A 22,787-nucleotide genomic window follows, 5' to 3' on the forward strand; every position below is an offset into this window, starting at 1 on the left:
CGCGTTCGCCCGCCGAACGGATGGCTGCCTCCGCACCGTTGGACGACGGCCCTGAGCCGTGGTCAACGCTGGAGGCCTGGGCGCCGCCGGCATGGCCTCAGAGGGCGGTGCCGTGCTCGCGGAACAGGCTGTCCAGCAGGAGCTTGTCGTGTTCCTCCCCCTCGCCCAGACGCCGGATCACGAGCAGGCAGGGAACTCCGAACTCACCGCCGGGAAACATCCGCAGGCGGGTCGAGCTCACACACACCGACCAGGCCGGCGCCTGTCCGCGCGGCAGTTCCTCTCCGGTGTCCGCATCGAACACGCGCGTGCTGCCCGTCAGCAGCACGCCGGCGCCCAGCTTTGCCCCCCGCCGTACACGGGCTCCCTCGACGATCACCGAGCGGGATCCCACGAATGTCTCGTCCTCCACGACGACGGGGGCGGCACCCGGCGGCTCGAGAACGCCACCGATGCCGACGCCTCCCGACAGATGCACGTTGCTGCCGATCTGTGCGCAGGAGCCCACCGTCGCCCAGGTGTCGACCAGTGTTCCGGCTCCGACGTGGGCTCCGATGTTGACGTAGGACGGCATCAGCACAACTCCGGGCGCCAGATGGCTGCCCCAGCGTGCGATCGCGCCCGGCGCCACCCGCACCCGGTCGAAGCGCCGTTTCAGCGGAAGGCGATCCTGGTACCGGAAGGGCCCGGCCTCCGACGTCCGCATGCTCAGCACCCTGAAAGCCAGCAGGATCGCGCGTCGAGCCCGCTCGTCCACCACGACCTCGTCGCTGGCCCGGTCCACGGCGGCCACCCGTGCGGCACCGCTGTCGAGCAGGTCGATGGCCTCGGTGACGGTACGGCGGGATGCGTCGTCCGTGGGTGAGAGGTCGGCGCGCCGCTCCCACAGCTCATCGATCGCCTCCGGGACGGGACTGCTGCGAGAGACGGAGAAGGGGGTGGCGTCGGCTGTCCGGCCGTGATGCTGGGGCATGAGGCCTCCGTAGGTTGTGAGGCCCCCGGGAGGGCCGGATGTGGCTGATGAGGACTTGCCTTCAGCGGCTTCTCCGGGGCCGCCCGTCACACAAGTGGCCAGACCTCGTCACTGAGACTCCTGAGATGCCGTGTCGGAAGGATCAGCACTGCGCCGCCGGGCCGCGGCAGGGCGCAGCAGCGCCAGCCGGGAGGCGATCGCCGACAGGTCGTGAACGGCCGCGATGCGGACGTATCCGTCGCCGCGAGGCCCGAACTCGCTGCCCGGTGTCACGACCACACCGGCGTGTGCGGCTGCATGGTGGGCAAATGCACGTCCCCCGCCCTCGGGCACGGCCACCCACGCGAACAACCCTCCTGCGGGAGAAGCACACGGCAGTCCCAGGGCGTTGAGCCGGTCGACCAGGTCCGAGACCCGGCGCGCGTTGCGGGACCGCTGCTCCGCGGCATGCCGGTCGTCGGCGAGCAGGCTGGCGGCGAACTGCTGGGAGGCCGCCGCGGCCATGAGGCCCCCCTGCCTGCGGCGGTGTACGAGTCCGACGACCAGCGTAGGGTCGCCGGCGTAGAAGCCGACTCGGAGTCCGGGTGCGTTCGACCGCTTGGACAGGCTGTGGACGGTGAGCACACCGTCCAGGCCGCCGCGCAGCACGGTCCGCGGTTCGTGGCACCAGGTGGTCTCGGCGTACGCCTCGTCGGACACCACGAGCACGCCGTGTGCACGCCCCCACGCAGCGACCCGGTCCAGGTCCTCGACGACCCCTGTGGGGTTCGCGGGACTGTTGACCCACAGGCACAGTGCGCGGCTCACCACATGCGGCGCGATGCGGTCCAGGCGGATACGGAACGTCTCGTCGACGGGGACGCGGTGGACCCGCAGCCCTGCCAGCCGGGCGCCGAACGCGTACGACGGATAGCACAGGGCCGGGATCAGCACGGTGTCACGCCCGGCGCCCCTGGCGTGTTGCTGTGTCAGGTCCCGGAGGAACAGCGGGAGCGTGGAGATGAACTCCTTGGATCCCACACAGGCCGCAACCGCCTCCGGCGGAACGGCGACTGCGTACCTGCGGAGCAGATACCCGGTGATCGCGTCGCGCAACTGCGGGGTACCGGCACTCGGCGGATATGCGGCGGCCACCCGGGCGCGGGGCTGGCGGGACGGATGCGCCGCACCTGGGACCCGCGGCGGAGGGTCGCAGGGAATCCCGAGCGACAGGTCCAGGGGCCTGTGCCCGGATGCCCCGGCCAGAGCCAGCGCTTCGTCCCTGCTCCACGACCGGGCGCCGCTCATGTGACACCGGGCGCCGCGAGCCTGGCCGGTGTGCAGTCCAGTGTGGCGAAGTAGTCCTGCTGGCTCTCCGCCCTCCGGATCCGCTCGACGCTGCCGTCCGGGTGCAGCAGCAGCTCCTGGGGCCGCAGCCGGCCGTTGTAGGTGAACCCCATCGAATGGGCATGAGCCCCGGTGTCGTGGATGAGCAGGAGGTCGCCCTCGGACACGGCGGGCAGAGCACGCTGCCGGGCGAACTTGTCGTTGTTCTCGCAGAGCGAACCGACGACGTCGACCACCTCGCAGGGCCGGCCGGCGGAGTCGTGAACGGTGATGTGGTGGTAGGCCGACTCATAGAGGGCCGGACGCATCAGGGCACTCATGCTGGCGTCGACCCCGACGAACTCCCGGAACTTGCTCATCCTGTTCAGTACCCGGGTCACCAGGACGCCGTGCGGCCCGGTGACGAAGCGCCCGCTCTCGAAGCACACGCGAGGCCGGGTCACGCCATGACGCTTCTCCCATTCCTCGAGGCGGCCGCGGATCCTGCTGGCGAGCTCGGCGAGGGCGAACGGCCGCTCGTCAGGGCGGTACGGAATGCCCAGCCCGCCACCGAGGTTGACGAAGCCGACCTCGATGCCGAGCTCGGCGCGCAGCCGTACGGCCTGATCCAGGAGGAGGTCGAGCGTCAGCAGGAACGGTTCCAGTGTCAGATACCCCGAGCCCAGCATCATGTGCAGGCCGAAGGACTCGACCCCCAGCCGCTGTGCCCGCGCGCACACCTGAGCCAGCCGGTCGGCGGGGATACCGAACTTGGCCGACTCGGCGTCCCCGAGACGGGAGTCTAGGGTCCCCTGCCGGTCCTTGCCCGGATGGACCCGGAAACACAGGGTGCGGGGAACGTCGGGCAGGGCGGCGAGCTTGTCGAGCACGGCCTCGTCGTCCACGTTGACGAGTGCGCCGCTGCCGACGGCGGCTTCGAGCTCCGCGGAGCTGGTGTTGTTCGAGGTGAAGCAGATGTCGTGACCGCTCGCACCAGCCTGGCGGGCGAGGGTGAGTTCGGGCAGGGAGCTGCAGTCGAACCCGAAACCGCGATCGGCGAGAATCTTCAGAGCTGCCGGATTCGGAAGGGCCTTGACCGCGAAGTATTCGCGGTAGGGGGTGCCCGCGAAGGCCTGGTCGAACTCGTCGCAGGTGTCCTTGATGCCCTGCACGTCATACAGGTGGAACGGAGTACCGAAATGCTCCGCGGCCCGCGTCACCACCGAGCCGAGACGTCGCTCGAACGACGAGCTAATCGGCATGGAGGCTCCTTTCCTTGTCGTGGGCGACGGGCTCAGTGCCCGATGGTCGCGGTGATGACGGCACGCGCACGCTCGCCCGACAGGGGGCGTTCGTAGAGGAAGGTCTCGGTGGTGACCTCGGAGAACCCGGCGGCGAGGGCTTCGTCGCGGATATACCGGGCGGACAGCCAGTGGAACCCGTCGACGCCGGGGGCGCACTGGGCTGCACTGCCGTCCTGGGTGCTGTCGTTGGAAGCGATCAGGGTCCCCCTGCCGGTCGCGTTCCCACTCAGCCAGGTGCGGATCCGCGTCAGCGTGGGGGACAGGCCGTGCTCGGCGGTGTAGAGGTGGCCGAGGAGGCCGTCCATGTAGATGACCGGCCACTCCCCTTCGGGGGACCAGGTGGTCACGTCGCCCTGCAGCGCGTCGACGCCCTTCGCCTTGGCCATCGCGACTGCTTCGGGCATTGCATCGACGGCGAGCACGCGATAGCCGCCTTGAGCGATGTCGCTCTCCACAGCGGCGTTGCCGCTGCCCAGGCTCAACAGCCTTGACGTCCCGTGGTCTTTGAGCGCGCCGACGAGCTTGTTCTGCATCCATTCGCGATAGGCGGAGGAGTACGTGGAGGGTGTGACCGAGTCGCCGCGCGCTTCACCGCGCTCCCATATCTCGAAGAGATTCGGCTCTCCGTCGCTGCGCGGAAGGTAGAACCGCATCAGATCGTTGATGCTGGCATTTGTCGAAGTCATTTGATGTCACCCCTTCTGAGGGACAGAAGTCATGGAGTTCTTCCTGCTGAGTGGTCGTCGGCCGGCTACCAGCGAGGCGCGTTTCCGGAGGCGTGTGCCAGGGTCTGCAGGTGGCTGCGTTCCGGGCCGTCCTTCTGGAATACGCCGCCGAACACGGCGGAGGTCATCAGCGCGCCCGTCCGGATGCCACGCATGGTCATGCAGAGGTGTTCCCCCCTGCCGATCACCGCGACGTCCGGGGACCCGGTGATGTCCTCGATCTCCTTGGCGATATCAGCCACGAGCCGCTCCTGGACCTGCAACTTGTGGGCGTGCTTGTGGGCGATGCGGCCGAATTTGGACAGGCCGAGAAGGTTTTTGGCACTGCGGTAGGCGATATTCAAGGTGCAGTTGAAAGGTAGGAGGTGGTGTTCGCACAGCGACCAGACACGCATGTCCGACACGAACACCAGCTGGTCCTCGCTGACGCTGTCGAATAGTGTCTCGACCTTGCCGGCTTCGTAGTCGATGAACTCCCGCCACCACTGTGCGTAGCGACGGGGGGTGTCGACCAGTCCTTCGCGGTCCGGGTCCTCTCCAATGGCCACGAGTAGCTGCCTGGTAATCGTTTCCAGAGGATCAGGGTAGATCTCGGACCCGTTCGGAGCATCGGTCGAACGAAGGGGTTCAAGGGTGTTTGCCATCTCATACTCCTCGTCGGTCGCCCCAGGCGAGCACGTGCAGACGGGTGGAGAGGTTCCATCCGCGCTGAACCACCTCGCCCGCGATGTTGCCGAGATGTCGTGTGACATCCGGCTGGTTCTTTCCTTCAGGCATGATCCAGACAGGCGTCAGCCCCAAGCGTTCCTGCAGGGCGCCGACTTCGGTCAGGTCATCGTGCGACCTGCACACGAATTTGAACGCGACCCCGGGGGTCTTCTGCAGCATCTTCAAGGCATTCGGCTTGATGCGACGACTCTCGGGTTCCCCGGAGTGCGCGAGTTTCGGGGACACGTTGAAACGAACGCCGAGTCCGACGAGTTCATCCGTCGGCACGATGGTTCCGTTGGTCTCGATCTCCACCGATAGGCCGTGGTCACGCAGGGACCGCACGAGCGGGATGAGACGCTTCTGCTGCTGCAGAGGCTCGCCGCCGCTGATGACGATGAGGGCGACATCCATGGCGAGCAGGCTCTCCAGCACCTCGTCCGTCGTGCGCCGGGTCAGTTCCTTGCGCGGGTCGTAGGCCCGGCCCTCGTCGCTGACCCCCTTCCAGTCCCAGGTGTAGGGGGTGTCGCACCACCGGCACGACAGATTGCATCCCCCGAGACGGACGAAGGCACAGCGCTGGCCCGACGAGGGGCCCTCTCCCTGCACGGTGGGACCGAAAACCTCGTTCACGACGATGGTCGATGTCATGGCACTCCCGCTCCGTCAGTCGATCGAAGCGGGCTCAGGGCCTGTACTCCGCCCATGTCTTGGGGGTTTCCGATATGCGGACCGCTGAGATCTCCCGAAATCGCTCGGACCACACCGTGTAGATCCACATCGCCATGTTCTCGGCGGACGGGTTGCAGTCGGTGATAACGTCGTTCAGATGCCGGTGGTCAAGTTCTGCATCGATCCACTTCTTGAAGTCGGAGAGGTCGCCGTAGTCGCGCACGAATCCGGCGGTCGTCAGTTCGTTCACGGCGGCCGACAGCTCCAGTTGAACGATGTAGTTGTGGCCGTGCAGGCGCGCGCACTGGTGGTCCTGGTCCAGGTGATCCAGGCGGTGACTTGCTGAGAAGGCAAATTCCTTGGTGATGCGGAACACGAACATCAGTCCCTTGCGTAGACGGTGGGGTCTTGAACGTTGGCCTTCTCGAATGAGGTCCGGCGGTCGTAGCAGGTCGCGCAGACCCCGCATTGCTCATCACCCCCGCGGAAGCAGCTCCAGGTCTCCTGCCACGGGACGCCGAGTGCTTCGCCGAGGAGGATGACCTTGTGCTTGGGCATGCGGATGAACGGGGCGATGACGGCGAGGTTTTCGGGGGCGAAGCCCGCACACGCCACGCGTTCCATCGCATTGAAGGCGGCGAGGAATTCTGCCGAGCAGTCCGGTCCGGTGTCGGCATCGCCGGCCACGGTGCCGATAGCAACGTTGTCAGCCCTCTCCGCCGCTGCCTTCGCGAAGGCGACGGAAAGAAGGATGACATTCCTGTTCGGCACCACGTTGACCACGCCGGATACTTCGCCGCCGTGGTCCGGCACCCCGACTTCGCTGTCGGTCAGCGCGTTGCCGGGAAGCAGTGTCCCGATCGAACGCAGATCGGTCACCTCGTGTGGTGTGTTGAGTCGTCGGGCCGTTCGCCGGGCGAACTCGTGCTCCTTGCGATGGCGCTGACCGTAGTCGATGGACAGCAGGGACAACCGATGTCCCTCTGCATGAAGATGGTGGGCGAGAACGACCGAATCCATCCCACCGGAAACGACGGCGACTGTTCGATCCATGCTCGTTTCTTCTCCTTGGTTCGGGGGAGGGGAGAGAATGTCCGGCCGCTCGGTGCGGACACGAGCTCTTCTCTCGCAGATACTCTCGCCGCATTGGCTAATGACGGACTAACGGGATGCTGTTCGTGGCGTTCCGGGACCACTCCCGCTTGCGGCGGGCGGTCTTTCGGGTCGTGGTTAAGCGGCGGGAGGGCAATTTCGCCGCTGGCCGGTCCGGTGGGCGATACTGCAGCAGCAGCCTGTGTCGTGCCCCGACCGCCGGCCCGGGTCCTGGTTCGCTCCCGAGTCACGCTGCCGCGGACTCGCGGTATTCGACCGGAGCACGGCGGCGTGTGTCTGCCGCAGTTTTGCTCCGGGATCAAGCCCGAGTTCCTCCGCGAGACGCCTTCGTACGGCTTCGTACACCTCCAGGGCGTCGACCTGGCGACCCGCCGCGTGCAGACAGGCCATCAGCTGCGCTGCCAGGCCCTCACGCAACGGATGCAGGCCGAGTGCGTCCCGAAGGCCCGCCACGGCCTCCGACGGCCTCCCGATACGGCGCAGGCGTTCGGCCAGCAACTCCCAGGCGTCCAGACGCGCGTCCTCCCAGGGGGTGGTGAGGTCATGCCAGGCGCTCGTTCCCGCTAGGTCGGGCAGCGCTTGTCCGCGCCACAGCTCGAGGGCCTCACGCAGGAGGCCGATGGCCTTGGCGTCCTCGTCCTGCTCCGCGGCAGCCTGGAGCAGATGCGAGAATCGGTGCGCGTCAACCCTGTCGGCCTCGACGGCGAGTACGTATCCGGGCGGGCGTGTCTCGATGGACATGTCGGGGTTGAACAACTGCCGCAGCGCGGAGATGTGCCCGTGCACGATGGTGCGTGCATGCTTGGGAGGACCTCCCTCCCAGAGCACATCCACCAGCCGATCCAGTGGTACGACGCGATTCGCCTCCAGTGCCAGGAGGGAAAGGATCACGCGCCGCTTGCCGGTTGCGACCCGGAGGGGATCCCCACTGTCGGTGATCAGTTCTACGGGGCCTAACACACGGACGTGCATGGAGATGCCTTTCTTGAACCTCGTCTGGTACTGCGTGCACCGGACGATCGGTTGCCTGCATCGGGATTCGCGCACCCGTTGATGTCGGCAACCAGAGGTTTCGTCCACGCCTGACCCGGGTCCGACAGATCGATCCCTGCCCGGATCCGGGGCAGGACGACGTTCCCGAGCAGCCGGTGGTGGTGAGGTGCGGGTCATGGCTCGACACTCGCGGTGGGCGCCCGCGCTCGCGTCGGTAGCCTTCACCTATACGACTTCCTGCGGTGATCCATGGGCGAACACGGATGTGCTGATCGGCCGTCAGGACGAGATGCGCAGGCTCGACGCCCTGCTCCGAGCGGCAGGGGAGGGCCGGGGCGCTCCTCTGGTTCTGCGTGGTGAGCGCCGGGCATCGGCAAGAGCGCGCTGCTGCGTCACCTGGACGGAGCCGCGACCGGATGACCAAAGCGACGGGGTCGTGGACCCCGGGCGGGACCGCGCTGGTGGGGCGCAGCTGCCACTGCGCCGTGCACACCGGCCGAGAATACTGCTCGCCGACGTGTCTCCCGATGCACGGCCGCTACGGAGAACTGAGAGGAACCGGATAGTAGTTCCTCGGACCTGGCCTGCTCGGGCCGCTATCCGTTCGGCAGCGGTAGCCGACGGCCGGCAGCGGGCGCCGCGCCGGGGCCCAGGACGCCGGCGCCCCGGCGGTCACGCGCCCAGATCTGCCCAGAACTTCTCCAGGACGCCGGCCGCGGTGGCGGGGTCCTGGAGCATCCACCAGTGGCCCAGGCCTTCGAGGGGCTCCAAACGCGCGCCAAGAGTGGCGGCCACCACCTGTGAGGCAGGACCGTCGAACGGGTCGAGCGTCGGGTGGAGGACCAGGCCCGGAGTGCTGGTCGGTGACATCAGCTCCGTCCCCCAGCGTGCGAACGGATTGGGGGTCGCGGAGCGGTACAGCGCGAGGACGGACGAGGCCATGGTCGCGTCGAAGCTCTCGCCCATTGCCCGGGCGTCGTCCTCGGGAGCGCCTGCGGCTCGCAGTTGGCCGGAGGCGCTGAGGGGACTCGCGGGGTCGGTGTCCTCCAGAGTGGCGGTCGCCCACGCCTCCCCCGATACCGGTGTCTGCCAGAGCTGTGCGATGTCATGCCATACGTAGTCAGGGTGAAGGATGCCGGCGACATCCACGGACCAACTGCGCAGAGTGACACGGGACCTGGTGGCGATCCGTGCCACCAGGAGGCCTCCCCAGTCGTGTCCCACGAGGTCGATCGGGCCATCGAGCTCGTGCAGTTCCCCCTCCATCCACTCCACGTACTCGTCCATGGAAGAGCCGAATCCGTCGGGGAGGGGCGCACTGAATCCGGGAAGCCGCAGGGCGACCGAGGCGGTGCCCAGGCGGGCCCGCAGCCGGTCCCACAGATCACCGGTCTCGGGTACGCCGTGAACGAAGACTGCCGTCATGAAAATTCCTTCTTCTTCGGGAGGCAACGGATGGCCGTGCAGGAGCGGCCCATTCGTGACAACGGCGGTATCGCGGAACAGGTTCACCAGGCCTCACACGGTGGACGACACCCCGGCACAGGCCGGTTCACGGGTTCGCACCGGCGCCCCGCCGCCGTCACGCACACCGGCACGGATACCCCCGTGCCGCGGTAGCGCCGACCCGGATCGGCTCGGCGTGCGGACGTACTGGTCGGGGCCCTGGGCCATGGGCCGTGTACCGGGTGTGGGCTTGGCCGGGGAGCGGGGTACTGAACCGACGGCTGCTCCGTGCCGTAGGAACGCTGAGGCCTGCGACCGTGCAGGCCGTCGGCAATGAGAGGAACGCCCATGACGCAGCCCCGATCGCCGGCGTTGACCGACGAGTGCGGCGTATCGCTCCGGGACGATCTCTCCTTCGCCCTGTACGTGGCGGCACGGGCGTGGGTCGGGCACTACCGCCCGTTCCTGGCCGAGCTCGGACTCACCTATCCCCAGTTCCTGGTGATGCAGGTGCTCTGGTCGCGCGGGCGGGTCACCGTCAAGGATCTGGGCGAGGAACTCGGCCTGGACTCCGGCACGCTGTCCCCCCTTCTGAAGCGACTGGAGGGCGCAGAACTGGTCGACAGACACCGCAGTGTCAGCGACGGACGCCAGGTGCAGGTGTCCAGCACGGAGTCGGGCCGCGCCGTGCGCGATCGCGCACGCCGCGTCGTGGAATCGGCCCAGCAGGCCCTGCGTTATCCACCGGAGCAGTACGACGCCCTCATCCCTGCCCTGCACGCGCTGACCGGGCGCCTGCGTGTGGGAACGCCCCCGGGGTAGCCCCGTCGCCCCGCCCTCGCCGGGGCTCTGGGAACGCCTCCCGCGCTCCCGCCCACGAAGGTCACCGCCGATCGAGTCGAGGCGGCGTACCGGAACGATTCCGTTGCCGCACGGCAGCCCGTAGGGTGGGACGGACTCCGGCGTCGCGTCACAGCGGACAACCGACGTACCGGCCAGGACGGCGGCTGGATCGAAATTTCGGAGAGTCCTTTGGAATGCGAACGCGCCCGTACCGCCTTTGCCACTCAGATGCTCGGCGGTCTCGACGGACCGCAGCGCGAGTGTGTGGTCGAGCACCTGGACCGGTGCCCGTCGTGCCGTGCCGAGCGGGACGAGTTGTTGGCCCTTCTGCCGCTGCTCGACGCGGTGCGGCCCTACGAACTGGAGGGAGTGCCGGCTCCCGACCCCGAGCGGGCCGTGCGGGCCGCTCGCGAACTGGTGACTGACCGGGACTGACCCCCTCAGGACCGGCCCTGCAGGGCGCGGCAGCCGAGCCGCTCCGTTCGGGATTCTCCAGGACGTCGGCCCCAGGGCCGGGAGGCTCATCGCCGCATAACCGTGCACGTAGTACGCGGCCAGGGTCGCACTCCGGTCCGGCCGCAGGGCCGGGGCGATATCTGTCTCCAGCGAGCCCTGTGACGCCGCGCCGAAATCGACGCCGGCCAGGACGGCCGCGGTGAACAGGGCGGGCAGGCTCACCAGGTGCATGCCTTCCCAGGACCCTGACGCTCCGAGCTCGCCAAAGCAACTGATGCGCTTGCGCGGCCGTCGGGTCGCCCCGAGCTGACCGTTCCCCTCGTCGCGACCGGGCCGGCGTCACGCCGTTCACCATTTGCCGCCGCTGGAGCGACCTGCAGGAACTGCTGTCGGACGTCGCCGTCGAGCACCTCTGTGCGGACGCTCCGCCGGAGGACCACGGCCACTCGTCGGCGGACCTGGAGGGCTGGGCCGAACAGCTCCTGGAGGGTATGGGCTCTCCCGTGAGCCGTGCCCACATCCGTGACGCCCTCCGCGGAGACCCCAACGGCGACAACGCGGCGCAGTGCTCGGCCTACGCCGCGGAGCAGATCGGCATCGTGCTGGCCCGGGGGGAGTGCGGCGAAGTAGCCCGGACGTCGAGACGGTCATCGACCGGGTCGTGGCGCCCATGATGTACCGCATCCCCTTCCGCCCCGGCGACCTCACCGCCGCCGACGCGCACCGGCTCGTACGGGAAGCCTGCACGGGTTCGGCGTGTCACGCCGACCCGCACCGCGGTCGAGGTGAACCATCGTCTGCCTGTGCCCGTATGGGAGATGCCGGGCCCCGCCCCGCCGACAGGTGGATCCCGCCACCGAGCCCGGCCCGGATCGCGACGTCATCCCCCGGCACGGCGCGAACTCTTCGGGGTGGCCGCGCCGATGAACGGACCTCGGCCGCCCGCGCTCCACAGGTGGTACGAGGGACACCGCCTCCCCCGACGGGCGTCGCTGCGGAGCAGTGGCACCTCCGGTTGGCGGGAGGCCGTGGCGAACTGGACCATGTTGCGAAAGGGATGCGGGGCGCTGGGCTCTGCCGGCACTCCCGGCCTGCCTGACGCGCTGTCAATACCCTCACGAGGGGCGCTGCCGTACTGGCCGCTGGTGCACTCCTCCTGACCCACAGCCAATTCGCAATGACGTCTTCTCCCTTGTCTCAGCGCGGTGTTGTCTCTGCTTGACGCGTCTATTCGCTTGATGAATAGTGAGGGATGTGTCCAACTCACACATCCTTCTCGGCCTGCTCGCGCCACACCCGCTGCACGGGTACGAGCTGAAGCGAGCGCACGACACCCGCCTGCCCAGCGCACGGCCGCTGGCCTTCGGGCAGGTGTACGCAACGCTCAATCGACTCGTCCGCGACGGTCTGGCCTGTGCGGCGGGCCACGACCGGGCCGGCGGGCCGGACCGCACGGCGTACGAAGTCACCGACGACGGCCGCCGGCTGCTCCTCGACTGGCTGGGTACGCCCGAACCTCCCGCTCCACACCTGTCGAGCGTCCTCCTCGCCAAGACGGTGGTCGCCCTGCTCGTCGCCGACGAGGCCGGTGCCCGCAGACACCTGTCGGGGCAACGGGCCGCCCACCTGGCGCGCATGCGTGAACTGACAGCGCTGAAAACCACCCCGGGCGCGGCCGTCGCCGATGTACTCGCCGCCGACCTGGCGATCGCCCATCTCGACGCCGACCTGCGGTGGATGCAGACCGCAACGGACCGCGTCGCCGACCTGCGCCTGGAGGTGCACCGATGATCATCGAAACACGGGCCGTGACGAAGTCGTACGGCCCGAGCCCGGCCCTGCGCGGCGTGTCACTCGTACTGCGGCAAGGCGAGATCGTCGCCGTCACCGGCCCCAGCGGCTGCGGCAAGTCGACATTGCTGCACCTCATGGCCGGGATCCTGCGACCGGACGGCGGGGAGGTCCTCTATCGCGGCGCCCGCATCGACGACCTGGGCGAAGCCAGGCGCTCGCTGCTGCGCCGCACCGACTTCGGGGTGCTGTTCCAGTTCGGCCAGCTCGTGGCAGAACTTCCCGCGGTGGAGAACGTCGCACTGCCCCTGATGCTGGGCGGAACCGGTCGGCGGCAGGCGACGGCCCAGGCCGCGGACTGGCTCGATCGTCTCGGTGTCGCCGAGCTGGCCAAGCAGTTGCCCGGGGAAATGTCCGGCGGCCAGCAGCAGCGCGTGGCGCTCGCCCGCGCCCTGGTGACGGGACCGAAGGTGCTCTTCGCCGACGAACCCACCGGTGCGCTGGACACCCTCGCCGGAGAGATGGTCATGGGCCACATGGTCCGCGCGGCCCGCACCCAGGGCACCAGCGTCATGCTGGTCACCCACGACGCCACGGTCGCCGCCTACGCTGATCGCGAGATCCGCCTGCGCGACGGCATGCTGGAAAGCGACGACGACGCCTTGATCGGATCGGCCTGGGGACACTCCGGAGCCGGGGCGGAGAACGGCCGGTGAACCTGCTGACCACACTGCGCCTGTCGGTGGCGGGAAGCCGCTCGGATCACGTGCGCATCGCCTTGACCGCCCTCAGTTCGGCCCTCGGCACGGTAACGCTGCTCTGCGCCGCCACGGTGATCGCCGTGCCTCCCGCCCGGGCGGTCCGCTACACCAACGACCTGCTCAACGAGAGCGGGCTGCGTCCGGGGGTCGCCCTCGCGATGGTGCTGCTGACCGTACCGGCCCTTGCCCTGGTCGCGCAGTGCAGCCGGCTCGGCGCGCCCGCGCGCGAGCACCGGCTGGCCGCGATCCGGATGGCCGGTGCGACACCACGCCAGATCATCCGCATCGTGGCCGTGGAGACGGGACTCGCGTCCGTCCCCGGGGCGGCGGCGGGATTCGCGGTGTTCCTCCTCGGCCGCACCCTGCTCGACGCCCCCGACGCGCAGGGCCGTCGCCCCCTGCCCACGGACGTACTGCCCCATGCCGCCGCCATGGCCGGCATCGCTTTGGGGGTCCCCCTGGTCGTCGCCGCACTGACCGTACTCACCCTGCGCAGGGCCGCTCTCACCCCCCTGGGTGTCGTCCGCAGGACCCGGCGCAGCAAGCCCCGCGTCACGCCCGGCGTGCTCATCGCGACCGGGCTCGGCGCCTGCGCACTGGTCGAGCCCGTGCACGCGTACTTCACCCGCAACCCGCGGGCCGACGACGTACCGTTGCTTGTCACCGGGGGGCTGGTCGTCATCGGCGTGCTCGCCGTCGGCATCGGCGTCGTCACGGGCACGGGCTGGATCACGTACACCATCGGCCGGACCCTTCAACGGTACGCCCGCAAGCCCGCCGGACTTCTCGCAGGCCGCCGCATGACGGCCGATCCCTGGTCGGGCAGCCGTACCTTCTCCGCCATGCTCGTCGCGCTGGTCATCGGCTCGGCCGCAGCCGGCCTCGCCGCCCTGACGGTGGCATCCGTCTCCGCACAGCAGGAGAACACCCGCCGTTTCGCCGCACTGGTCGGCGAGCCGTACGAACCCGCCGGCACGGTCCTGTACGAACGGGCCTACGAACTCGTCGGATACGCCGCCCTGGTGGCTCTGGTCATCGCTGCCGCCGGACTCCTCGTGGCGCTGGCCGACACGGTCCTCGCCCAACGGCGCGCACTCGCCTCCCTGATCGCCACCGGAACGCCCCGGCACATCCTGGCCCGCGCGATCGGCTGGCAGACACTCGCTCCCGTCGCCCCGGCCGTGAGCCTCGCAGTACTGGCAGGCGTTCTGCTGCCCCGCTTCGCGGTCCCCGACGCGAGCGACACCGTGGACATGCAGACCTGGCGCTGCTCACCGCTGCCGGGAGACGGCATCGGCGCCTGCGAGGACCAGGCCTACTCCCAGGCGCACAGCGTCCTGGTCAGCGCGGAGAAGGTCCCCGTCATCGTGAACACGCCCTGGGACCAGGTGCTGATGCTCGCCGGAACAGCGATCACGGCAACCATGGGCATCACCCTCGTCTCCCTGCTCTTCCTGCGCATGAGCACACGCGCCGGCGAACTGCGCACGGCCTGAGCTCTGGGAAGCACGCCGGTCCGCCCTTCATTCCAGGGATTTGAACCACGACCCGGTTTTCCGCGTAGCAAGCGATGCCACCGGTGCTACGCGCACCCCGGTCCCCATCCCTCCGGCAAAGGAACGCAGACGTGCCCCACCAGTCCACCTCCGGATCTCCTCTCAGGCGCTCCGGCTACCTGACCGCAGTCGGCTTCGCCGGAGCCTTCCTGGCCCTCTCGATAGCCGGTACCGCCGGTGCGTCGGGTGCGAACTCCGCCGTCTCCACGCCGAGGCCGAAGCCGACGATCGTGCTCGAGCACGGCGCGTTCGCCGACACCTCCAGCTGGAACAGCGTCGCCGAACGGTTGAAGAAGTCCGGCTTCCCCGTGGTTGCCGCAGCCAATCCCCTGCGCGGACCCGAGCATGACGCCGCCTACCTGCGCAGCGTCATGAACAGCATCGACGGCCCGCTCGTCCTGGTCGGCCACTCCTACGGCGGCACGGTGATCAGCAACGCCGCCGTCGGCCAGGAGGACAAGGTGAAGGCGCTCGTCTACATAGCCGCCTTCCTCCCCGACACCGGCGAAAGCTCTCTAGGCCTGTCGAACAAGTTTCCCGGCAGCACTCTCGGTGATGTCGTCGAAGCGGTGCCCTACAGCCTCCCGGGCGGTGTGACCGGCAACGACATCTCCATCGAGCCGGAGGCGTTCCGCCGACAGTTCGCCGCCGACGTCCCGCGCGGCCAGGCTGCCCTGATGGCCACGACGCAGCGCCCCATCGCCGCTTCGGCACTCGACGAGAAGGCCACGAAGGCAGCCTGGAAGACCGTTCCCTCCTGGTCGCTGATCGCCACCGAGGACCTCAACATTCCTCCCGTCGCGCAGCGGTTCATGTCCGAACGCGCGAACGCGCACACCGTCGAGGTAAAGGCCTCCCACGCCGTCCCCGTATCGCGCCCTGACGCCGTCACCCGCATCATCCAGCAGGCAGCCGCCTCGACCTCCCGCTGAACCGGCGCACCCGCAGGTGGCAGGTGGGAATCCGTTCCCCCTGCCTGCTCCTCAGTAATCCGGCCAATTCACGCACCGACCCAGGAGAACCCCCATGCCTTTCATCACCGTCGGCCAGGAAAACAGCACCACCATCGACCTCTACTACGAGGACCACGGCACCGGACAGCCCATCGTCCTCATCCACGGCTACCCCCTCGACGGATACTCCTGGGAGAAGCAGCTTCCCGTCCTCCTCGACGCCGGCCACCGCGTCATCACCTACGACCGCCGCGGCTTCGGGCAGTCCAGCCAGCCCACCACCGGCTACGACTACGACACCTTCGCCGCAGACCTCCACACCCTGATGGAAACCCTGGACCTCACCGACACCATCCTCGTCGGATTCTCCATGGGCACCGGTGAAGTCGGCCGCTACCTCGGCACCTACGGCTCGGCCCGCGTCGCCAAGGCAGCCTTCCTCGCCGGACTCGAGCCCTACCTCCTCAAGACCGACGACAACCCCACCGGCGTCGACGCAACGGTTTTCGAAGGCATCCTCAGCGCCGTCACCCACGACCGCTACGCCTACTTCACCGACTTCTACCAAGCCTTCTACAACCTCGACCAGAACCTCGGCTCCCGCATCAGCGAGGAGGTCGTGCGCGCCAACTGGGCCACCGCCGCGGGAGCCTCCTCGTATGCCTCGCGCGCTGCCGTCCCCACCTGGACCACCGACTTCCGTGCCGACATCCTCAAGATCGACGTTCCCGCCCTGATCCTGCACGGCACCGAAGACCGCATCCTCCCCATAGAAGCCACCGCCGAGCCCTTCCACGCCGCGCTCCCCGACGCCGACTACGTCGTCATCGAAGGAGCCCCCCACGGCCTCCTCTGGACCCACGCCGACGAGGTCAACAACGCCCTCCTCGCCTTCGTTGGGAAGTAGCGCCAGCAGATCGGTGAATGCCTCGGCGCCGCCCTCCCGCACGGGAGGGCGGCGCCGAGGGCCGCCACCGCCCCGTACCGTTGGCCGAGTCGTCCCGGAGCCAGGTCCGGTGCGATGAGGGGCACTTCGCGCCCTGGTCAGAATTCACACTCGGGAGAGAGGGCCATTGAATCGATGAGCGGGAACGAAGGCGTCATCGACGACAGCCTGACCGTCGGCCGGGATCGCGCCTTCGTCGGGCGCCAGGCAGAACTCTCCCTGTTCAAGGCCGCGTTGGCGGGCGACGCACGCGCCTGTCCGATCCACTACCTGCACGGGCCGGGCGGTATCGGCAAGTCGATGCTGCTGCGCCGTTTCGCCAGGGAGGCTCACCGGGCGGGCCGGACGGTCGTCGAGGTGGACGGCCGGACCGTCGATCCGACGCCGGAGGGCTTCGCCGCGGCGGCTGGTCCGGAGGTGAGAACCCCGGGAGTGGTACTGCTCGTGGACACCTTCGAGAAGTGCCAGGGACTCGAGGGCTGGCTGTGGGAACGCTTCCTGCCGCGACTGCCCGCCGGCGCGCTCGTCGTGGTGGCGGGACGCAATGCCCTCGACCCTCGCTGGACAGCCGATCCGGGGTGGATCGGCCTGCTCCAGGTCTCTTCCCTGCGTAACCTCGCGCCCTCGGACGCCACCGCCTTCCTCACCACGCGCGGCGTGTCGTCCCGCGTCCACACGACACTGCTGTCGTTCACCGGCGGCAACCCGCTCGCGCTCGCGCTGGCGGCCGCCCTCGCAGTCAAGGACGAGGCGTCCACCTCCGGTTGGCGTCCCGACCAGGACGCCGTCGCCCTGCTCCTGCCGCTACTGATCGGCGACACGCCGAGCTCTCTGCACCGCCAGGCGCTCGAGATCTGTGCCCACGCCTACGTCACGTCCGAGTCCCTGCTCCGCGCTCTCATGGGCGACCACGCGCCGGAGCTGTTCTCCTGGCTGCGCGTCCAGCCGTACATCGAGACCTCGGCCGCCGGGCTCTTCCCGCACGACGCCGTCCGGGAGTCACTGGAGGCGGACCTGCGGTGGCGCGACCCGGACGGGTTCGCCGCGATGCACGGACAGATGCGCCGTTACTTCCTCTCACAGGTCCGCGCCGTACCGGAGTCCCGGGTGCTCCAGGCCACCGGAGCACTGACCTACCTCTACCGCGGTGACGGCCACATGTCGGAGTTCAACGACTGGCGCGACGCGGGCCTGTTCCAGGACCAGCCCTACCGCCCGGACCATCGCGACCGCGTCCTGGAGCTGGCGGTCAGTGCCGAGGGCGAGGAATCCGCGGCACTGGCCGCCTTCTGGCTGGACCGTCGGCCCGAGGCGTTCCGCGTGTACCGGTCGACCCAGACCGGTGAGGTCCTCGCGTTCTCCGCCTGGCTGCGCATCGAGGAGCCGGAAGGCCTGGACATCGATCCGGTGGTCGCCGCGGCCTGGCGGCACGCGCGGGCGAACGGGCCGCTCAGGCCGGGCGAGCACATGGCTCTGGCCCGCTTCTCGGTGTACCCCGACGAGTACCAACTCCCTTCCGCCCCCATGACTTTCATGCAGTGGCGCGCCACATCGGAGTACATCCGTGCCGACGGGCTCACCTGGTCGTACGCGGTGATGCGGGACAACGGGTCCTGGAACGACTATCTACGGGACCTCAACCTGCTGCCCGCCGACGAACGGCCCGCGGTCGGCGACCACCGCTATGCACTGTTCGGCCACGACTGGCGCGCGCAACCGGCAGACGCCTGGTTGCAGGAGAAGAGCGCAGCGATGCTGTCGGGCGCGCCCATGCCCCCTTCACCGTCGTCGGCGCGTGGCGGGCTGGTGGTGCTGTCACGGCCCGAGTTCGACGCGGCGGTCCGGGAAGCGCTGCGCACGTTGCGCAAACCGGCGGTCCTCGCCGGCAATCCACTCAACCGCAGCAGACTGGTCGTCGATGGCCGACTCAGTCTGTCCGAGGTTCTTGCCGCCGCCGCCGAGGCCTTGTTGGACGAGCGCAGTGGCGAGAAGCGTCATCGGGCGGTGGCCGCCACCTATTTCAGAGGAGCCCCCACGCAGGAGGCGGCCGCGGAGCGTCTCGGACTGCCTTTCAGTACCTATCGGCGCCACCTCACCTCGGGTATCGACAGGATGAGTGACCTCCTGTGGCATCACGAGCTCCAGGGCACCGACCTGGCGAGCACCGGCAAAGAGGGTCGGCCTGCCTGACCGGCCGGCGTGGAGATGACTGCGATACCCGGTGCCCGCTGCACCGCGGTGGCGGGACGCCGGTGATCCCGCTCGCCGGTCCTGTCGGACGTGCCGAGAGGCGAGGTGAGCAGAAAACCGGTCTGTGAAGTGAGCAGCGGATGCCGACATGCTCATGCCCTCGAGTACGGAGAAGGGCTGTGGGATGCATGTTGTGGTGTGCGGTGCGGGTCCTGTGGGCGCAGTGGTCGCCCTGCTGCTCGCGGCAGAGGGACATCGAGTGACGGTTCTCGATCCACGTCCAGTCCTACCCCCGACGCCGGAGCCGGATCTCCGGGGTCTCGGCGACGGGCTGGGGGCGGCAGGCGAGCGACCTCTCGTACTGCTGGCAGAGGCCATACGCATGATGTCCGCCGAGCTGCCCGATGTGGCGCGAACCCTGGTATCCACGCGTGCCGTTGGTCATGGTGAGCCGAACCCTGTCGTGGACCGCACGTTCATCGCGGGCGTGCTGAAGGAGGAGATGTCCCGGACCGACGGCATCAGGGTCGACCGCGGAGTCGGTATCGCCTCGCTCCTGACGGGCAAGGAGCGTCTGCCCGGCAGGCCGCACATCCAGGGCGTCCTGACGGACGAAGGTGAGGCCGTGCTCGCCGATCTGATCGTCGATGCGGCAGGCCGAGGCTCGAACATGGTCAGACAACTGAGCGAGATCGGCGCTCCCCGGCCTCTGGAGGAGCGACAGGACAGCGGTATGCGCCTCTACACGCGGCGCTTCGACTCACCCGAGACGTGCCCCGGCCCAGCAAGATGGTCCCTGCGCCACTTCGACGGCGTCACTGTGACGTCGGCGTCGGCGGGCCGGGGGACCTGCTCGATGACCCTGGGCATCAGCGACGAGGACCTCCCGCTCTACCCGCTCGCCGGACCGTCCGCGTGGAGCCGGGCGGCAAGGCTCTACGAGCCGCTGCTGCCTCCCCTCACCGGGAAGCCCTCGCCCGGTGTATGGGTCACACCGCGGGTGGAGAGCAGCTACCGGCGGTTCGTTCTTGGCGGGCGACCGGTGGCAACCGGAACGGTGAGCGTCGGCAATGCGTGGGCGGCGGTCAATCCCCTGCTCGGTCTGGGGCCGTCCATGGGGCTGCTGCACACCGTCCTGCTGAGGGACGCCTTGCGTCAGGTCGGTGTCGAGGACACCGTGGTGCGCTTCGACCGTCTCACGCAGGACCTGCTGTCACCGCTCCACCACCGGATCACCGACTGGGAGGAACGGCTCGAGGCGCGAAACGGAGGCGCTTCGGGGACGCTCTCTCCCCCTACCGCGGCCCCGGACGAGGAGATCGCCCGGCAGGACGCCACCCCGGTCACCCCGGTGACGCTGGCCCGGGACCTGCAGGCCAGGTTCTCACTGATTTCGGCCGACGCGGAGTCCTCCATCCGGACTGGCCCGTCCCGTGCGCAGTTGGTCGAGGCCCTCGCCCGCCGCAGCGCCACGTAGGTGCGGACGACACCGGCGAGCCGCAGCACTGGTGCGCCGGTCCGAATTCCGACGTACCCCGGCCCGACACAGGAATGCGCCATGTCACGCAACCGGTCCATTGATCAAGCAAAGGGTGTCAGTACATGAGGCGGACTTCGGAAGCCGGAACACCGATACCCGGCACCACTGCCACCTTCCCGCAGTCCGACCCCTGCGAGGACTTCGTACACGCCGTTTACCACCATCACGCCACCCCCCTTCTGCGCTACGCGGCCCGCCTCCTCAACGGCGACTGGCACAAGGCCGAAGATTTTCTCCAAGAGGCCACTGCCCGCGCCTGGAGGAACTTCACCACCACCACCGACCCCGTCTCCATCCGTCCGTGGCTGTTCACCGTCGTCCGCAACCTCGCCATCGACCACCACCGCGCCCGTGCCGTCAGGCCGCCCGAATCCCCACCCGCCGACGACGTCAACCTCCCTGTCGACGATGCCATCGATGCGATCCTCACCACCCAGGTCGTCCTCGACGCGCTCGGCCGGCTCACACCTCCCCATCGCGAAGTCATCGCTCTCGTCTACTACCGTGGTTACAGCGTCGCCCAAGCCGCCCAAGCCCTCGGCGTGCCCCCGGGAACCGTCAAATCACGCAGCTACTACGCCCTGCGGGCCCTGCGCGACACCCTCCGTGCAAAGGGCATCACCCACCCCTGACGCCGTTCTGGCCGGCGGTGTCACCGGGTTCCGGCCGTGGGAGTCACGTCGGGTCTCCTTCGACGACCGCGGTTCCGTTGAGTTCGCTACGCCACAGCAGATCGATGAGACGCTCGATTCCGCTGGTGAGGTGCCTGCGGTAGGTGCTGAACGGCAGTCCGAGACGCTCTGCTGCGGCCTCTTGGGTCGGGGTACCCGCGATGTACGTCGTGGTGAGGGCACGGTGGTGCTTGTTGCCCGAGCGCCCTTCCCGAAGGGCATCGATGCCGTTGATGAGCAGCGCGCGCAGAGTCGTGGCGCTCTGGGTCACCACTCGGCTGTGATTGAGGGGGTTGCGGGCGAGCGCGTCCGGGCGCCGGATCGCACGGAGGGCGTCGCGCACTGCAGTGTCGAACTCCGGCCTGGACAGCACCACAAGTTCCGCGTGTTCCCCGGACGGGGACGGTGCGCCGCGCCCGAGCTTGTGGGCCAGGATCGTGTTCGACCTCTCCTCCAGCCAGGGCCCTACGGGCTGCGCCCGCCAGTCGTGGCCGAACAGGACGTAGGGGTGCGGACCGACGCGGGGCCGGCGGCCGACGGACGGCATCGCGAAGTGGTGCATGTACGCGTCCCAGTGCCCGTCGTCGCGCTTGACGACGAACGTCCAGGCCTGCCGGTCGGCCCGGAAGATCTCGCCCAGTCCGCGCCAGTGCATCAGATCCATGGGTGGCGAGGTGCGCTGGTACACCGGTGGGTGGACGTGGAATCGGGCCAGAGCGATGTGCTCGCCGGGCCTGAGTGGTGCGGCCGACCGGGCATGCGCCCAGGCCGCGTCGACGATCGGGTCGATGTCGGCGCCCAGCGGCTCTCGCAGGCGCAGCCACGCGAAGAACGCGACGATCTCACCCGTCTGAGTGGAGCGGTAGACGCGGAACGCCTCGGGCTGATGGTCGAGCCAGAACCGGCAGATGTCCGCGGACTCCCCGCCTTCCGCGGTTTCGGCCAGCTCCAGCACACGTTCGCGGTCCTCCTCCGCGTACGGCTCGTCCTTGACGTGGTCCCCGTCACGCCACTTGTGGAAGTTGGCCGAGGCTTCCTTGCGGTAGAGGTAGATCAGGGGGCTGGTGGCCTGGAGCAACTGCGCATCGGAAACCGTGCGCACCCGCTCGACGAGGTACTGGTGAACGGCTCTGTGCATGTCGGCGAAGCCGTCGGGGTCCCGCCAGCGCAGATCGGCTTCGAGTGCCTCACGGACCACGTCGTGCGGGAAGAGGCCCGCGTCCGTCGCTTCGATGAAGGGCTGCCGACGCAGCCAGGCGAACAACTCGGGAGCCTGTTCGCCTACGAGGGCCCGGAGCAGTGATTCCGAGGTGACGTAAGAGTGCGCACAGATTTCCAGGGCCCTGCGGTGCGCCGGGGTGGGAATGTCACCGAGCAGCTTGGACAGCAAGGTGGCGATGACGTCCTGACTGGGCTTCCAGCCGGACTTGACTCCGCCCTCTTCCCTGACGGCCACGGCCGCCGCCAGCGAGAGGGCCAGGGGGTTGCCGCCGGTGAAGGACAGTACTGCCTGATGAGCCCCCGCCGGCAGGCCGCGTGCGTGCAGCAACCGGGCGGCGTCGTCGGGGGGCAGGTTCCGCAGGGACGTCACGCGCAACAGTTGCGACCACCCTGGATCCGAGGTCCAGCGGGCGTCCGGCGCGCGGCGCCCTGCGATGACCACCACACTGCCCAGCGGGAGGCTGAGGAGGAATTCGTTGCGCAACCAGCCCTCCAGACCCTGGCAGCGTTCGAAGGTGTCCACCAGGAGCACCACTCCGGGTTCCGCAGGGATCTCCCCGACAGCCGTAGCGAATCCCTGAGGCGTGGGAGCGACCGTCCGGCCGTCCACCTCGATCACG

General features: G+C 68.8%; 21 protein-coding genes and 1 pseudogene. 11 read left to right on the forward strand and 11 right to left on the reverse strand.

All coding sequences use genetic code 11. The annotated features are described in order from the left end of the window. Window positions 1–97 precede the first annotated feature (97 nt). The 10 genes from OG444_RS33785 to OG444_RS33830 form a co-directional block, all read right to left on the reverse strand. Window positions 98–973, reverse strand: a complete 876-nt coding sequence (locus tag OG444_RS33785; protein ID WP_327265681.1) for a 2,3,4,5-tetrahydropyridine-2,6-dicarboxylate N-succinyltransferase — start codon at window positions 971–973, stop codon at window positions 98–100. Between the two features lie 108 nt (window positions 974–1,081). Next, window positions 1,082–2,260: a pyridoxal phosphate-dependent aminotransferase gene (locus OG444_RS33790; protein ID WP_327265682.1), complete on the reverse strand. Its 1,179-nt coding sequence runs from the start codon at window positions 2,258–2,260 to the stop codon at window positions 1,082–1,084. Continuing rightward, a complete protein-coding gene (lysA, locus tag OG444_RS33795) occupies window positions 2,257–3,540 on the reverse strand; it encodes a diaminopimelate decarboxylase (protein ID WP_327265683.1) in 1,284 nt (427 codons plus the stop codon). Before lysA ends, OG444_RS33790 begins: the two co-directional genes overlap by 4 nt. A 32-nt stretch (window positions 3,541–3,572) precedes the next feature. Then, on the reverse strand, window positions 3,573–4,268 hold the full coding sequence (locus tag OG444_RS33800) for a class I SAM-dependent methyltransferase (RefSeq protein WP_327265684.1): 696 nt from the start codon (window positions 4,266–4,268) through the stop codon (window positions 3,573–3,575). Between the two features lie 65 nt (window positions 4,269–4,333). Further along, window positions 4,334–4,951: a GTP cyclohydrolase I gene (gene folE, locus OG444_RS33805; protein WP_327265685.1), complete on the reverse strand. Its 618-nt coding sequence runs from the start codon at window positions 4,949–4,951 to the stop codon at window positions 4,334–4,336. Window position 4,952: 1 nt separating this feature from the next. Beyond that, on the reverse strand, window positions 4,953–5,666 hold the full coding sequence (locus OG444_RS33810) for a 7-carboxy-7-deazaguanine synthase QueE (RefSeq protein WP_327265686.1): 714 nt from the start codon (window positions 5,664–5,666) through the stop codon (window positions 4,953–4,955). A gap of 34 nt (window positions 5,667–5,700) precedes the next feature. Further along, a complete protein-coding gene (queD, locus tag OG444_RS33815) occupies window positions 5,701–6,069 on the reverse strand; it encodes a 6-carboxytetrahydropterin synthase QueD (protein WP_442810686.1) in 369 nt (122 codons plus the stop codon). Continuing rightward, a complete protein-coding gene (locus OG444_RS33820) occupies window positions 6,069–6,740 on the reverse strand; it encodes a 7-cyano-7-deazaguanine synthase (RefSeq protein WP_327265688.1) in 672 nt (223 codons plus the stop codon). The genes queD and OG444_RS33820 overlap by 1 nt, the downstream gene beginning before the upstream one ends. Window positions 6,741–6,917: 177 nt before the next feature. Further along, complete coding sequence (locus tag OG444_RS33825; protein WP_327265689.1) at window positions 6,918–7,772, reverse strand: AfsR/SARP family transcriptional regulator; 855 nt, start codon at window positions 7,770–7,772, stop codon at window positions 6,918–6,920. 693 nt (window positions 7,773–8,465) lie between these two features. After that, window positions 8,466–9,218, reverse strand: a complete 753-nt coding sequence (locus OG444_RS33830) for an alpha/beta fold hydrolase (protein WP_327265690.1) — start codon at window positions 9,216–9,218, stop codon at window positions 8,466–8,468. A 369-nt stretch (window positions 9,219–9,587) separates the two neighbouring features. Here OG444_RS33830 and OG444_RS33835 point away from each other — a divergent pair, with 369 nt between their 5' ends. From OG444_RS33835 to OG444_RS33885, 11 genes and pseudogenes are all read left to right on the forward strand, one after another. Then, window positions 9,588–10,061: a MarR family winged helix-turn-helix transcriptional regulator gene (locus OG444_RS33835; protein ID WP_327265691.1), complete on the forward strand. Its 474-nt coding sequence runs from the start codon at window positions 9,588–9,590 to the stop codon at window positions 10,059–10,061. Window positions 10,062–10,271: 210 nt separating this feature from the next. After that, entirely contained in the window at window positions 10,272–10,517 is a 246-nt protein-coding gene (locus tag OG444_RS33840) for a zf-HC2 domain-containing protein (protein ID WP_327265692.1), read from the forward strand. Window positions 10,518–10,805: 288 nt separating this feature from the next. Then, window positions 10,806–11,274, forward strand: a pseudogene (locus OG444_RS33845) (TetR-like C-terminal domain-containing protein); the annotation flags it as partial. A gap of 518 nt (window positions 11,275–11,792) precedes the next feature. Further along, complete coding sequence (locus tag OG444_RS33850) at window positions 11,793–12,329, forward strand: PadR family transcriptional regulator (RefSeq protein ID WP_327265693.1); 537 nt, start codon at window positions 11,793–11,795, stop codon at window positions 12,327–12,329. Further along, the gene (locus tag OG444_RS33855; RefSeq protein WP_327265694.1) at window positions 12,326–13,045 is read left to right on the forward strand and encodes an ABC transporter ATP-binding protein; all 720 of its coding nucleotides are present in this window, start codon (window positions 12,326–12,328) and stop codon (window positions 13,043–13,045) included. The genes OG444_RS33850 and OG444_RS33855 overlap by 4 nt, the downstream gene beginning before the upstream one ends. After that, window positions 13,042–14,586 (forward strand): FtsX-like permease family protein, encoded by a 1,545-nt coding sequence (locus tag OG444_RS33860; protein WP_327265695.1) that lies wholly within the window; start codon window positions 13,042–13,044, stop codon window positions 14,584–14,586. Before OG444_RS33855 ends, OG444_RS33860 begins: the two co-directional genes overlap by 4 nt. A 131-nt stretch (window positions 14,587–14,717) precedes the next feature. Then, window positions 14,718–15,578: an alpha/beta fold hydrolase gene (locus tag OG444_RS33865; protein ID WP_442810687.1), complete on the forward strand. Its 861-nt coding sequence runs from the start codon at window positions 14,718–14,720 to the stop codon at window positions 15,576–15,578. A gap of 94 nt (window positions 15,579–15,672) precedes the next feature. Then, window positions 15,673–16,506, forward strand: coding sequence for an alpha/beta fold hydrolase (locus OG444_RS33870; RefSeq protein WP_327265696.1), 834 nt, complete (start codon window positions 15,673–15,675; stop codon window positions 16,504–16,506). Between the two features lie 174 nt (window positions 16,507–16,680). Beyond that, entirely contained in the window at window positions 16,681–18,735 is a 2,055-nt protein-coding gene (locus tag OG444_RS33875) for an ATP-binding protein (RefSeq protein ID WP_327265697.1), read from the forward strand. 463 nt (window positions 18,736–19,198) lie between these two features. Next, window positions 19,199–20,212, forward strand: a complete 1,014-nt coding sequence (locus OG444_RS33880) for a hypothetical protein (RefSeq protein ID WP_327265698.1) — start codon at window positions 19,199–19,201, stop codon at window positions 20,210–20,212. 125 nt (window positions 20,213–20,337) lie between these two features. Then, window positions 20,338–20,907, forward strand: a complete 570-nt coding sequence (locus OG444_RS33885; protein ID WP_327265699.1) for a sigma-70 family RNA polymerase sigma factor — start codon at window positions 20,338–20,340, stop codon at window positions 20,905–20,907. Window positions 20,908–20,950: 43 nt separating this feature from the next. Here OG444_RS33885 and OG444_RS33890 read toward each other — a convergent pair whose 3' ends face one another. Continuing rightward, entirely contained in the window at window positions 20,951–22,690 is a 1,740-nt protein-coding gene (locus tag OG444_RS33890; protein ID WP_327265700.1) for an ATP-binding protein, read from the reverse strand. Between the last annotated feature and the right edge of the window lie 97 nt (window positions 22,691–22,787).

The sequence above is a fragment of the Streptomyces sp. NBC_01232 genome, from assembly GCF_035989885.1.
Taxonomy (GTDB): Bacteria; Actinomycetota; Actinomycetes; order Streptomycetales; family Streptomycetaceae; genus Streptomyces.